This is a genomic window from Pseudomonas citronellolis, from assembly GCF_001586155.1.
Lineage (GTDB): Bacteria > Pseudomonadota > Gammaproteobacteria > Pseudomonadales > Pseudomonadaceae > Pseudomonas > Pseudomonas citronellolis.
The window spans coordinates 126389-138823 of sequence record NZ_CP014158.1; the positions used below are offsets into that span (position 1 = coordinate 126389).

Consider the following 12435-nt stretch of genomic DNA (forward strand, 5'->3'; position numbering starts at 1 on the left):
GGGGGTTCACGGGGCGGCGCCCGCGGGGCTATAACGAAGGCCTGTGCCCGCCGCCGCGAGAACCCCCATGCTGGGCAACCTTTCCGACATCGACCTGCGCCTGCTGCGCACCTTCTGCGCCATAGCCGAGGCCGGCGGCTTCACCGCCGCCCAGGTGCGCCTGAACACCAGCCTGTCGCGCCTGAGCGTGCTGGTGCGCGACCTCGAACTGCGCCTGGGCTACTCGCTGTGCCGGCGCGGCAGCAGCGGCTTCCAGCTCACCGAGGAAGGCCAGCAGCTGTACGACGCGGCCCAGGGCCTGTTCGTCGACATCGAGCGCTTCCGCGAGCAGGTCACCGGCCTGGGCGGACGCGATCGCGAAACCCTGCACCTGGGCTGCGTCGACGGCGTGGTCGGGCAGCACTGCTGGGCGCTGCCGCTGGCCATCCGCCTGTTCCGCCAGGGCAACCCCGGCGTGCGCCTGAACCTGCACACCCAGCGCCCGGACGAGCTGGAGAACGCCGTGCTGGAAGAGCGCCTGCAACTGGCCATCGGCGCCTTCCACCATCGCCTGTCCGGGCTGCGCTACCAGTTGCTGTTCAGCGAGGAACAGAACCTCTACTGCGCCCCCGGCCACCCGTTCTTCGCCCGCGCCGACGACGAGCCGGGCCTGGAGGCGATCTGCGCCGCCGATTACGTCGGCCGCGGCTACATGGCCGAGAGCCGGCGCCCCCACGGCCTGGTGTTCAACCGCACGACCACCGCCTACAGCATGGAGGCCATCGCCAACCTGGTGTTCAGCGGCACCTTCATCGGCTACCTGCCCACGCCCTACGCCGCGGCCTGGGTCGCCGAGGGGCGGCTGCGGGCGATCCGCCCGGCGCAGCTGGCCTACCACTCGGAATTCCACTGCGTGACGCGCCAGGGCGCCGAGCCGGGCGAAGCCCTGGGCGCCTTCCTCGGCGCGCTGGAGCAGGCCCAGGCGCAACTGGGCCGGGGAGGGCTGGACTCATGAACGCACTGCACGCATTGCACGAGGACGGCTTCGTGCTGCTGCCCGGCCTGCTGGATGCAGCGCAGGTCGCGGAAGTGCGCGGGCTGATCGACGCCCTGCGGCCGATCCACTGGGACTACGAGGGCCTGGTGGACCACTACAAGTGCGTGTTCAACCGCTCGCCGCGCTGGCTGCCCTACCTCGACCCGCCGGGGCTGATCGAGGTGGCCGAGGCGGCCCTGGGCGAGGACTGCCACGTCATCGGCCAGACCGCCTGGCGCTGCCACCCCGGCTTCATCGGCGGCGACATGCACCAGGACTACCTGCCGCTGCGCCTGCCGGAAGCCTTGCTGCTGGGCGGCTTCGAGCTGCCGATGTTCATCTGCACGGCGCAGGTCTACCTCGACGACATCGACCACGAACTCTGCCCGACCTGGGTGATCCCCGGCAGCCACCGCGCCGGCCGCGCGCCGCACCCGGACGAGCGCAGCTGGCGGGGCAGGGCGGCCGAACCGGTGCTGTGCCGCGCCGGCGACTGCCTGCTGTTCCGCAGCGACCTGTGGCATTCCGGCAGCCGCAACCTGAGCCAGCGCACGCGCTACCTGTTGCAGGTGCACTACGGCCGGCGCATGGTGGCGCAGAAGTTCTCGCCCTATCTCGACTGGCGTTTCGACCCCGAAGTGCTGGCCGCCTGCACGCCCCGCCAGCGCCGCCTGCTGGGCGACCACGAGGCGGCGGAATACGACTGAGGAGCCCGGCCATGAGCCAGACCCACCAAGGGGGCTGCCATTGTGGTGCCCTGCGTTATGAGTTCACTGCGGAGCTGGACGATGTCGGCCACTGCCATTGCTCGATCTGTCGGCGTAGCAGTGGGGGCATGGTGGTGACTTGGGCGACGGTGCCGCGCAGTAGTTTCCGTTGGTTGAAGGGGACGCCGGCCTGCTATGTGTCGAGTCCGGGCAATCGTCGGTTGTTCTGTGGCAACTGTGGGGCGCAGGTGGTGTTCGAGACGGAGCGGACGCCGGAGACGTTGGATGTGACTGTTGCGACCTTCGATCACCCGGAGGTGGCGCCGCCGCAAAGGCATGTTTGGGTGAAGAGCCGGGTTGCTTGGCTGCATCTGGATGAGCAGTTGCCGGGGGAGGATGAGGAGGTTTTGTAGGAGCGAGCTAGCCGGCGGTTCTTGTGCGCTGGATCGGTTCCGTACCCTCTCCCCAGCCCTCTCCCTGAAGGGAGAGGGGGCTTGTCCGTGCCGAGAGGAGGAATGGTTTCAGCCGGTAGTCACGGTGCTAGCCGGCTGACTCCAGAACATCAGTGCCTGCCCAACGGTCCCCTCTCCCTTCAGGGAGAGGGTTAGGGAGAGGGCGCTCTTCAGGCCACACACCGAACCTCGCCGGCTGACTGCTGTTCGCGAGCAAGCTCGCTCCTACGAAAAGCATCCTCCGGACTTGTGGGCCGGGCGTAGGGCGCATAACGCCTACGGCGTTATCCGCCGTTTGACCTTGATCCCAGGCACGCTTCGAGGGCGGTCGCGGAGTGCCTGTTTCCGGGCGCTCCGGCCTTGACCACCAAGCCGGGCATGGGCCGGGTGAAGCGGCGGATAACCGCGAACGGTTATTCGCCCTACGTCGAGGGTGGGCCGGGCGTAGGGCGCATAACGCCTACGGCGTTATCCGCCGTTTGACCTTGATCCCAGGCGCGCTTCGGGTTCGGTCACGGAGCGCCTGTTTCCGGGCGCTCCGGCCTTGACCACCAAGCCGGACATGGGCCGGGTGAAGCGGCGTATAACCGCGAACGGTTATACGCCCTACGCGGCGTTTCAGAACGCCATCTGCCACTGCGCGATCAGCGCATGGTTCTGCGCCTGGCTGCCTTTCTCACCGCTGTAGGCCAGGCCGATGCTGTGGCGGGCCGACAGGCCCAGGTCGAGGCCCAGGTCCAGCAGCAGGCTGTTGCGGTCCAGCGCCGTGCCCTGGACGCTGAAGGCGCCGCCGCCGGCGAGGAAGGCCTGGCGGGTGCTGCTGTCCAGGTCGCCGTAGGTGTGGCGCCAGCCCAGGCCCAGGCGCGGGGTCAGGCTCATGCCGTTGTCCAGGCTGGCGAGCCAGGCCGTGCGCACGCCCAGGGTGCTGCTGACGTTGTGCTGGCTTTGCTCGTCCACGTGCAGGGCCGCGGCGCCGCCTTTTTCGTCGTAGGCGTCGCGCTTGTAGTACTGGTAGCCGAGGTTGGCGTAGGGCTCGGCGCTCAGGCGACCGTCGCCGAGCTGGTAGCCGGCTTCGGCGAAGGCCTGCCAGCTGTGGGCGTCGTAGTCGCCCTTGGGGCGGTCGCTGAAGCCGTCGAACTCGACGCGGCGTTTGCTTTCGCCGTCGTGGCTGCTGTAGGCCGCGCCCAGGCGCAGGGCCAGCGGGCCGTCCTGGCGCAGGGCGTAGGTGCCCAGGTGCCAGCTGTCGATGTCGCCGGAGGTGCCGCCCTGGCCGTCGAGGTCGGTGTGCGAGTAGCCGCCCAGCACGCCCAGGCGCCATTGGCCGTCCAGCGCCCAGTCGGCGCCCAGCAGGGTGCCGCCGGTGTTCTGGTCGAGGTCGCCGCTGCCGTGCTCGCCGTCCAGTTGGCCGTGGCTGCCGATGCCTTGCAGCCAGAGGCGGCCGGCGGCGTTCGGGTCGTTCAGGTTGCGTGCCTCGCTGGGTACGCCGAGGGCGGCCAGTTGCGGGGTGTCGCGCTCGTCGCTGGCCACCAGCAGGCCGCCGCCGAACTGGCGCAGCGCGCCGAGCATGGCGCCGCCCACCGCCTGGCTGCCGGCCAGGGTGGCGGCGGCCAGGTTGGCGTTGCTGGCGCCGGCCAGCTGCTCCACGGCGCGGCCGGCGTTGCCGGCGTCGCTGGTGATCAGCGCGTTGTACAGCTGGCCCATGCCCTGGCCCTGCAGGGCGCTGGCGGCGTTGCGGCCGTTGCCGCTGCTGGCCAGGTCGGCGAACTGCACGTCGTTGCGCGTCAGTTGCAGGTCCACGCTGTTGGCGCCGTAGCCGAGGCTCGGGGTGAGGAAGGCGAAGTTGCTGCTGACCTCGGCGAACCGGCCGCTGACGCCGCCGCTGGCGTTCAGCACCTGGTAGCTGCTCTGCCAGGGATAGTTGCCGGGCCCGGCCTGCAGGGCCAGGCGCGCGCCGTCCAGGGTCGCGCTGCCATCCACTTGCAGGGTGGCGTGGCTGCCGTCGGCCTCCACGCCGTAGGCCAGGGTCGAGCCGCTGCGCAGGGCCAGGTCGCCGGTCACGTGGGTGGCGCCCTGTTGCGGGTTGGCCAGCAGGGTGCCGCTGACGTCCAGGCCGCCGACGCTGCCGCTGCCGGCGTAGCTGGCGCCGCTGTCCACCAGCAGGCTGCCGGCGATGCCGCCCTGGTTGATCAGCTGGGCGCCGGCGAAGACTTCGCCGCCTTCGCTGAAGTCGCCGCTGCCGCTGAGAGTCCAGGCGCCCTGGCGCACCTCCAGGCGCTCGAAGTTGCGGCTCTGGCCGAAGCTGCCGCCGCGGGCGTCGTCGAAGCTCACCCGGTCATGGCCGTCGCCGCCGTCCACCAGGCCTTCGAAGCGGCTGCCGGCGAGCAGCGTCAGGCTGTCGTCGCCGCCGCCCAGTTCCAGGGCGATGCCGTTGCCGCCGTGGATCAGGCCGTCGTTGATCACGCTGTCGGCGAAGTCGCCGACCAGAGTCACGCCGCTGGAAGCCAGGCCCTCGATGGTGCCGTGGTTCTCCAGGGTGGTGGCACCGTAGCCGCTGCCGGCCGAGCCGTCGTCCACCAGGATGCCGCGGCTGGCGCCGCTGACCAGCGCGCCGGCGGCGTTGTAGACGCTGCCGCCGCCCATGGCGATGCCTTCGCTGCCGTTGGGCTGGCCGCCCTTGTCGACGCCGGCCGCGCCTATGCCTTCGATGATCCCGTGGTTCTCGATGTGGCCGATCAGGTCGATGTCCACGCCATCGCCGTCGCCATCGGGCACCAGGCCGTTGTAGGCGCCGGTGATGCGCCCGTAGTTGCTGACCGTGCCGTTGCCGTCGGAGCCGTAGCCCGAGCCGTTGCGGCCGATGATCACGCCGTCGGCGTAGTTGACCAGGGTGGCGCCGACGTCGGTGGTGATGCCGTGGCGGCCGCCGGAGATCAGCCCGTGGTTGTAGACGCTGCCGCCCTCGGCGTCCTGGAAGTCGATGCCGTCGTTCTTGGCGTCGGCGTCGACCATGTCGCCGCTGCTGATCTCGCCGTAGTTGGTGATGCTGGCGTTGGCGCCGGGGCGGATGCCGTCGTTGCCGTCGCCGTGGATGACGCCGGTCTCGCGGTTGATGATGGTTACCGGCACGCCGCTGCGCAGGTCGTCGAAGTCCAGCGCCTGGCCGCTGGTCGAGCGGATGCTGCCGGCGTTGTCCAGCAGCAGGCTACCGCTGTCGAAGCCGTCCTTCACCCGCACGGCGTCGTCGCTGGCGCTGATGCTGGCGCCGGCGCGGTTGTAGATCCGGTAGTCGCGGGTGGTCGCGGTGCTGCCCGAGCTTTCGATGGCGCGGCCGCTGGTGGCGGTGATCTGCCCGCTGTTGTCGACCACCACGCCGGCGCCGCTGGTGGCGTCCTTCAGGGCGACGGTCTTGTCGCTGGCGGTGATGCTGCCGCTTGCGGTGACCTGCAGGCTGGCCTCGCCGGAGAGCGTCTGCTTGCTGGTGCTGGGCGTGCTGATGACGATGGGGCCGGCGGGCGCGGCGTGGGCACCGGCGCTGAAGACGAGGGCGATGCTGAACGCCAGCGGGGAAGGCTTGAACGACATGGCGACGACCTTTTTTCTTCTGGAAGTGGCCGTCGTTTATAGCGATGCAATCTTACGTTTTTGTAACCATGCTGGCTTTTTGCCAAGGCCGGGCGCGGGGCGCCCGGCCCTGCCGTCACTGCTTGTAGTAGACGATCTGGTTGCTGGTGGCGAGCAGCTCGCCGGCCTCGCTCCACAGCTCCGCGGCCTGGTCGAAGTAGCCGTTGCGGAAGGCCTGGCCGCGGGCCTCGCCGAGCAGGTAGCCGCTGCCGACTTCGGCCAGCTGCGCGGCGTCGGTGTGGAAGTAGGTGGTGATCGACACGGTGCCGGCCGGCACCGGGGTGGCGCGGCGCAGCCAGACGCGCGGGTAGAAGATGTCGCTCATCGCCGCCAGCGCCGGGAAGTCCAGCGCCCGCGGCTGGGCGTCGCGCAGCCAGAGGCGGGTGCGGCTGTGCTCGCCGCTGCCGTCCCAGGTGCTGGGGAAGGCGCCGTCGATGGCGCGCATCTCATACTGCTGCGCCCAGGCCACGCCCTTGCCGCTGGTGTTCAGCGGCGGCGTTTGCGCCGGCGCCGTGGCCTGCGGGCGCGCCAGGTCGAGTTCGCTCCAGGTCTCGCGGCGCAGGGCGGTGACCGCGGTGCCGGTGGTGGAGACCTGCTCCACGCCGTCGCCGTCCACCTGGCTCAGCTGCAGCAGCCAGTGCTGGGTGGAGCGGTTGGTGCGGATCGGCGTGGCGCGCACGGCGAAGGCGCCGGCCTCGATGGCGGCGGCGAAGTTCACCGTCAGCGCGACGGGCGCGCCGAGCAGCCGCGGGTGGCGCAGCACGGCCTGCAGCAGGGTGGCGGCGGTGATGCCGCCGAAGGGCCCGACCATGTTCCAGTAGTCGGCGCTGGTGTGGCCGTGGAACAGGTCGGCGTCGCGGGCGTCGGCTTCCAGGGCCAGGGCGCGGTCGAAGGGGTGCAGGGCGGAGTCGGTCATGCTCGGTGCTCTCGGCGCGGGTATCCGGTCCTTTTAGGGGAGCGGCCCGGGCGCGGTCAAGCGAACCGGGCGGTCAGGGCGTGACCTCGAAGCGCAGGGTGCCGATCACCTGGCCGACCTCGGTGATCACCTGCACCTGCCAGCGCCCGGTCGGGTCGGCGGGGAAGTTCTGCTTGTGCGTCCAGGCGCGGTAGCCGGCCTCGCGGCCGCCGTGGATGTCCAGGGCGATGCGGTCGACTTCCTGGCCGTTGTGCAGCCACACGTGGAAGATGCGCTCGTCCAGGCCGCGCGGGGCGCTGATGGCGGTGTAGGCGTAGAGGCCCTGGGCGCGGATCTGCGCGGCGCCGACCTGCTCGACGCTGTCGCCGGGGGTGCGCTGGCTATTGTCGAACTGCTCGGTGACCGCCATTTCCGCCAGCCACAGGGTGGACGGCGGCACCCAGGCGCGGCCGAACCAGCCGACCACGCCGATGCACAGGGTCAGGCCGAGCAGGGCGAACCAGCGCCACCACTTGTGGATGCCCACCGACACCACCAGGCTGGGGAAGGACAGCGCCACGGCGATGCCCAGGGCCCAGCGGTAGCTTTCCGGGGTGCTCAGCTGGAGGATCAGCGGCAGCGCGGTGAGCAGCACGGCGAACAGCGTCAGGGTGTGGTAGCCGAGGAAGGTCCAGCGCCGCGGCGCCAGCCACTTGTAGTAGACCGGGTCGGTGATGGCGATCAGCCCGGCCAGCCCCAGCACGCCGGTGAACAGGGCCTGGCCGCTGTTCCAGGTGGTGGTGACGAAGAAGAACGGCAGGACGAAGAACAGGCTTTCCTGGTGGATCAGCTGGGTCGCGTAGCGCAGCAGCCCCGGCGGCACCGACCAGCCGAAGCGCTCCTTGAAGCGCTGGGTGAGCAGGTTCTCGAGCATCAGCCAGAGCCAGCTGACCAGCATGACGATGGCCATGGCGCGGGCGAAGCCGGCGCGGTGGCGGTCGACCATCATGAAGCTGAACAGCCCCGAGCAGAAGCCGAACAGGGCGACCAGCCGCGGGTAGCGTTCCAGGAGCGAGAGGGCCAGCGCGATCAGGCGCTGCACGCGGGATTTCAACACAAGCATGACGAAGGGCCGAAGCCGGACAACCGGAAGGCCGGGGATTGTAGCGCTTGTGCCGGGCGCGGGGCAGCGGCGCTGGACGGAGGGTAGGGTGGCCGGCGGCTCTTCGTAGGAGCGGACCTTGTCCGCGATAGTCGGCGGTTCCGGCGCGATTCGCGGATGAGATCCGCTACGCTGCGCCACCTGCACCGTCCCCATGTAGGAGCGCGCCCTGCGCGCGATTCGCGGGCAGGGCCCGCTCCTACAAGGGTTGGCATTCAGCCCCGTAGGATGGGTATCGCTCCGTTCAACCCATCCTACGAAGGCTTGTGTGCGGGTTCTGACGCCACCCCGCCGCTCAACTCCTCGCGGGCATAGTCGACGAACAGCCGCGCCGGCTTGGTCAGCTGCGCGCGCTTGAGCCAGGCGGCCACCAGGCCGGAGGCGCTGACGTCTTCGGCGATGTTCACCATCACCACCTTCTTGCCGTCGTAGGTGCACTCCGAATGCGGCCGGGTGACCAGCACCGAGAAGCCGAAGCCCTGGCCGACCATGCCGCGTACCATCTCGATGGAGGGCGAGCTGAAGGCGATGTTCGGCGTCAGCCCCAGTTCCTCGAAGATGCTCACGAAGTAGGTGCGGCTGGGCTGCACGTCGAGCAGGATCATCGGCTCCAGCGCCAGGTCGCGCAGCGACACCTGGGCCTGGCGGGCGAAGCGGTGGTCGGCCGGGAGCAGGGCGTAGGGCCGCTGCGCCGGCATCAGCGGCTCGGTCTCGATGGTGCCGTCGAGGTCGTGGCGGTACAGCAGGGCCAGGTCGAAGCGCCCGGAGGTCAGGCCCTGCACCAGTTCCTGCTGCTCGCCGTCGCGGATGCGGATCTCCACCCCCGGGTAGCGCTCGCGGAAGCCGGCGATCAGCCGCGGCAGGTACAGCGGCGCCACCGTCTCGAAGCAGGCCAGGTCGATCTGCCCGGCCACCACGTCGTTGTCGGCCAGGGCGTTCTGCTCGAACTCGTGGGCCATGCGCAGCAGTTCCTGGGCCTTGCGGTAGAAACGCGCGCCGCTGGGGGTGAGGGACACGCCCTGGGCGTGGTGGCGGATGAACAGCTGCACGCCGAAGCTCTCTTCCAGGCCCTTGATCGCCGTGGAGATCGACGGCTGGGCGATGTAGAGCTTGCGCGAGGCCTCGGCCACGCTGCCGCATTCCACTGTGGTCACGAAATACTTCAATTGCCGCAAGGTATAGGAAGCCACTGCAAGACCTCTATGGCGCGGCTTCGCCGGTGGCGTGCGCGCTCTCGTTGTGTCATCGGTTCATCGGAAAGCAAGGATCGGGCCCGCCGGCCTGCGCCGGGGAGCGTCGAGCCGCCTCCAGGTGCCGCACCATAACCCAGCATGGCGCACTTTGCCGGTGCGCGCCTGCCCAGCTTTTTCATATACCCCGAAGACATATTTAATATTTTTCCTCCGCCGGGGCATGCGCGACCATCAGGGGTACCACAGAACAAAACAATAATTGCTCGTGAGCAGGAGTGCCCTGGTGTATCAACTCAGCGACTGGCAGCAGCGTGCAGCCCGCCAGACCTTCATCGACGCCGCCCTGATCGAGGGCCGCCGCGTGGCCGCCTCCGACGGCGCCACCTTCGCATCCATCGACCCGGCCACCAACCGCCTGCTGGCCAACGTCGCCGCCTGTGGCGCGACCGAAGTCGACGCCGCCGTGCGCAGCGCCCGCCGTGCCTTCGAGCAGGGCCCCTGGGCGCGCATGGCGCCGCGCGAGCGCAAGGCCGTGCTGCTGAAGCTGGCCGAGCTGATGCTGGCCCACCGCGACGAGCTGGCCCTGCTGGACTCGCTGAACATGGGCAAGCCGGTGATGGACGCCTGGAACATCGACGTGCCCGGTGCCGCCGGCGTCTTCTCCTGGTACGCCGAGGCCCTGGACAAGCTCTACGACCAGGTCGCCCCGACCGCGCCCAACGCCCTGGCCACTATTACCCGCGCGCCCCTGGGCGTGATCGGCGCCGTGGTGCCGTGGAACTTCCCCCTCGACATGGCCGCCTGGAAACTGGCCCCGGCCCTGGCCGCCGGCAACTCGGTGGTGCTCAAGCCGGCCGAGCAGTCGCCGTTCTCGGCCCTGCGCCTGGCCGAGCTGGCCCTGGAGGCCGGCCTGCCCGAAGGCGTGCTGAACGTGGTGCCGGGCCTCGGCGAGCACGCCGGCAAGGCCTTGGGCCTGCACCCGGACGTGGACTGCCTGGTGTTCACCGGCTCCACCGAAGTGGGCAAGTACTTCATGCAGTATTCCGCCCAATCCAACCTCAAGCAGGTGTGGCTGGAGTGTGGCGGCAAGAGCCCGAACCTCGTGTTCGCCGATTGCCGCGACCTCGATCTTGCGGCTGAAAAAGCGGCATTCGGCATTTTCTTCAACCAGGGCGAGGTCTGCTCGGCCAACTCGCGGCTGCTGGTGGAGCGTTCCATCCACGACGAATTCGTCGAGCGCCTGATCGCCAAGGCCCGCGACTGGGCCCCGGGCGACCCGCTGGACCCGGCCAGCCGCGCCGGCGCCATCGTCGACGCCAAGCAGACCGCCGGCATCCTGCGCTTCATCGAGGAAACCCGCGGCAGCGCCGCGACCCTGGCCTGCGGCGGCCGCCAGCTGAGCTTCAATGGTTCGGGCAACTTCATCGAGCCGACCATCTTCACCAACGTCGACCCGCAGCAGCGCCTGGCTCGCGAGGAAGTCTTCGGCCCGGTGCTGGCGGTGACCGCCTTCGACAGCGAGGACGAGGCCCTGCGGCTGGCCAACGACAGCCCCTTCGGCCTGGCCGCCTCGGTGTGGAGCGACGACCTCAACCGCGCCCACCGCGTGGCCGGCCGGCTGAACGTCGGCACCGTGTCGGTGAACACCGTGGACGCCCTGGACCCGGCCATCCCCTTCGGCGGCGGCAAGCAGTCCGGCTTCGGCCGCGACCTGTCGCTGCATTCGTTCGACAAGTACACCCAGCTGAAAACCACCTGGTTCCAGCTGCGCTGAGGGCAGGCCCGGGGCCGGCGCACCGCCGGCCCGTGCTGCCCCGGCGAACCGCTCGAGACGGCCGGTGAGACTGCCCAGGTAAGTCCGTCGCCCTCGATCCCCTGCAAACCCCTCAGGCCGGCTGCCGGAGCACCGCCGAGGGAACTAGGAGAAAGTCGATGACCGACAACACCAAAGCGCAACGCGAAACCCGTGACTACCAGGCGGCCGACGCGGCCCACCACATCCACGCCTTCCTCGACCAGAAGGCGCTGAACGCCGAAGGCCCGCGGGTGATGGTGCGCGGCGAGGGCCTGTACCTGTGGGACAACGACGGCAACCGCTACCTGGACGGCATGTCCGGCCTGTGGTGCACCCAACTGGGCTACGGGCGCAAGGACCTGACCGCCGCGGCGAGCGCGCAGATGGACCAGCTGCCGTACTACAACATGTTCTTCCACACCACCCACCCGGCGGTGATCGAGCTGTCCGAGCTGCTCTTCAGCCTGGTGCCGGGCCACTACAGCCACGCCATCTACACCAACTCCGGCTCCGAATCCAACGAGGTGCTGATCCGCACCGTGCGCCGCTACTGGCAGATCCTCGGCAAGCCGCAGAAGAAGATCATGATCGGCCGCTGGAACGGCTACCACGGCTCGACCCTGGCGGCCACCGCGCTGGGCGGCATGAAGTTCATGCACGAGATGGGCGGCATGATCCCGGACATCGCCCACATCGACGAACCCTACTGGTTCGCCAACGGCGGCGACCTCACCCCCGAGGAATTCGGCCGCCGCTGCGCGCAGCAGCTGGAGGACAAGATCCTCGAACTGGGCGCCGAGAACGTCGCCGGCTTCATCGCCGAGCCGTTCCAGGGCGCCGGCGGCATGATCTTCCCGCCGGAGAGCTACTGGCCGGAAATCCAGCGCATCTGCCGCAAGTACGACGTGCTGCTGTGCGCCGACGAAGTGATCGGCGGCTTCGGCCGCACCGGCGAATGGTTCGCCCACCAGCACTTCGGCTTCGAGCCGGACACCCTGTCCATCGCCAAGGGCCTGACCAGCGGCTACATCCCCATGGGCGGCCTGGTGCTGAGCAAGCGCATCGCCGAGGTGCTGGTGGAGCAGGGCGGCGTGTTCGCCCACGGCCTGACCTACTCCGGCCACCCGGTGGCGGCGGCGGTGGCCGTGGCCAACCTCAAGGCGCTGCGCGACGAGGGCATCGTCACCCAGGTCAAGAACGACACCGGCCCCTACCTGCAGCAGTGCCTGCGCGAGGTGTTCGGCAACCACCCGCTGATCGGCGAGATCCAGGGCGCCGGCCTGGTGGCGGCGCTGCAGTTCGTGCAGGACAAGGCCACCCGCAAGCGCTTCGACAACGAGAACGACCTGGCCTGGCGCTGCCGCACCATCGGCTTCGAGGAGGGCGTGATCATCCGTTCCACCCTCGGCCGCATGATCATGGCCCCGGCCCTGGTTGCCGGCCGCGCCGAGCTGGACGAACTGGTGGACAAGACGCGCATTGCGGTGGACCGCACCGCGAAAGAGATCGGCGTGCTCTGACGCCAGTCTCGCAGGCGCTGCTTTCCGTAGGATGGCGTTGAGCGCAGCGATACCCATCGATGGGTATCGCCGCGC

The 12435-nt window shown here is 69.6% G+C and carries 9 protein-coding genes and 1 pseudogene; 6 read left to right on the top strand and 4 right to left on the bottom strand.

What is annotated here, in order from left to right; translation table 11 throughout:
• The first annotated feature begins 67 nt into the window (after positions 1–67).
• Genes PcP3B5_RS00585 through PcP3B5_RS00595 form a run of 3 tightly spaced genes read left to right on the top strand, consistent with a single transcriptional unit; the run spans position 68 to position 2135 of the window.
• Positions 68–994 (top strand): LysR family transcriptional regulator, encoded by a 927-nt coding sequence (locus PcP3B5_RS00585; RefSeq protein ID WP_043270011.1) that lies wholly within the window; start codon positions 68–70, stop codon positions 992–994.
• On the top strand, positions 991–1722 hold the full coding sequence (locus PcP3B5_RS00590) for a phytanoyl-CoA dioxygenase family protein (protein ID WP_043270009.1): 732 nt from the start codon (positions 991–993) through the stop codon (positions 1720–1722). The genes PcP3B5_RS00585 and PcP3B5_RS00590 overlap by 4 nt, the downstream gene beginning before the upstream one ends.
• Positions 1723–1733: 11 nt before the next feature.
• On the top strand, positions 1734–2135 hold the full coding sequence (locus PcP3B5_RS00595; RefSeq protein WP_009614637.1) for a GFA family protein: 402 nt from the start codon (positions 1734–1736) through the stop codon (positions 2133–2135).
• A 657-nt stretch (positions 2136–2792) separates the two neighbouring features.
• Here the strand turns inward: PcP3B5_RS00595 and PcP3B5_RS00600 are convergent.
• From PcP3B5_RS00600 to PcP3B5_RS00615, 4 genes are all read right to left on the bottom strand, one after another.
• Positions 2793–5756, bottom strand: a complete 2964-nt coding sequence (locus PcP3B5_RS00600; protein WP_061560305.1) for an autotransporter outer membrane beta-barrel domain-containing protein — start codon at positions 5754–5756, stop codon at positions 2793–2795.
• Between the two features lie 115 nt (positions 5757–5871).
• A complete protein-coding gene (locus PcP3B5_RS00605) occupies positions 5872–6711 on the bottom strand; it encodes an acyl-CoA thioesterase (protein ID WP_058487876.1) in 840 nt (279 codons plus the stop codon).
• Between the two features lie 73 nt (positions 6712–6784).
• Positions 6785–7813: a DUF5924 family protein gene (locus PcP3B5_RS00610; protein WP_058487875.1), complete on the bottom strand. Its 1029-nt coding sequence runs from the start codon at positions 7811–7813 to the stop codon at positions 6785–6787.
• A gap of 293 nt (positions 7814–8106) precedes the next feature.
• A complete protein-coding gene (locus PcP3B5_RS00615) occupies positions 8107–9042 on the bottom strand; it encodes a LysR family transcriptional regulator (protein WP_009614641.1) in 936 nt (311 codons plus the stop codon).
• A gap of 286 nt (positions 9043–9328) precedes the next feature.
• On the opposite strand from PcP3B5_RS00615, the gene PcP3B5_RS00620 reads away from it, so the two are divergent.
• The 3 genes and pseudogenes from PcP3B5_RS00620 to PcP3B5_RS00625 all read left to right on the top strand — a co-directional run bounded on the left by PcP3B5_RS00620 (position 9329) and on the right by PcP3B5_RS00625 (position 12360).
• Complete coding sequence (locus PcP3B5_RS00620) at positions 9329–10819, top strand: aldehyde dehydrogenase (RefSeq protein ID WP_061560306.1); 1491 nt, start codon at positions 9329–9331, stop codon at positions 10817–10819.
• Positions 10820–10864: 45 nt separating this feature from the next.
• Positions 10865–10938, top strand: a pseudogene (locus PcP3B5_RS32475) (hypothetical protein); the annotation flags it as partial.
• Between the two features lie 39 nt (positions 10939–10977).
• A complete protein-coding gene (locus tag PcP3B5_RS00625; RefSeq protein WP_009614644.1) occupies positions 10978–12360 on the top strand; it encodes an aspartate aminotransferase family protein in 1383 nt (460 codons plus the stop codon).
• The last annotated feature ends 75 nt before the right edge of the window (positions 12361–12435 follow it).

What these genes read in the sequence shown, in the direction of transcription:
- PcP3B5_RS00585 (WP_043270011.1), top strand. Translation starts at nt 68, where the DNA reads ATGCTGGGCAACCTTTCCGACATCGACCTGCGCCTGCTGCGCACCTTC.
- PcP3B5_RS00590 (WP_043270009.1), top strand. Translation starts at nt 991, where the DNA reads ATGAACGCACTGCACGCATTGCACGAGGACGGCTTCGTGCTGCTGCCC.
- PcP3B5_RS00595 (WP_009614637.1), top strand. Translation starts at nt 1,734, where the DNA reads ATGAGCCAGACCCACCAAGGGGGCTGCCATTGTGGTGCCCTGCGTTAT.
- PcP3B5_RS00600 (WP_061560305.1), bottom strand. Translation starts at nt 5,756, where the DNA reads ATGTCGTTCAAGCCTTCCCCGCTGGCGTTCAGCATCGCCCTCGTCTTC.
- PcP3B5_RS00605 (WP_058487876.1), bottom strand. Translation starts at nt 6,711, where the DNA reads ATGACCGACTCCGCCCTGCACCCCTTCGACCGCGCCCTGGCCCTGGAA.
- PcP3B5_RS00610 (WP_058487875.1), bottom strand. Translation starts at nt 7,813, where the DNA reads ATGCTTGTGTTGAAATCCCGCGTGCAGCGCCTGATCGCGCTGGCCCTC.
- PcP3B5_RS00625 (WP_009614644.1), top strand. Translation starts at nt 10,978, where the DNA reads ATGACCGACAACACCAAAGCGCAACGCGAAACCCGTGACTACCAGGCG.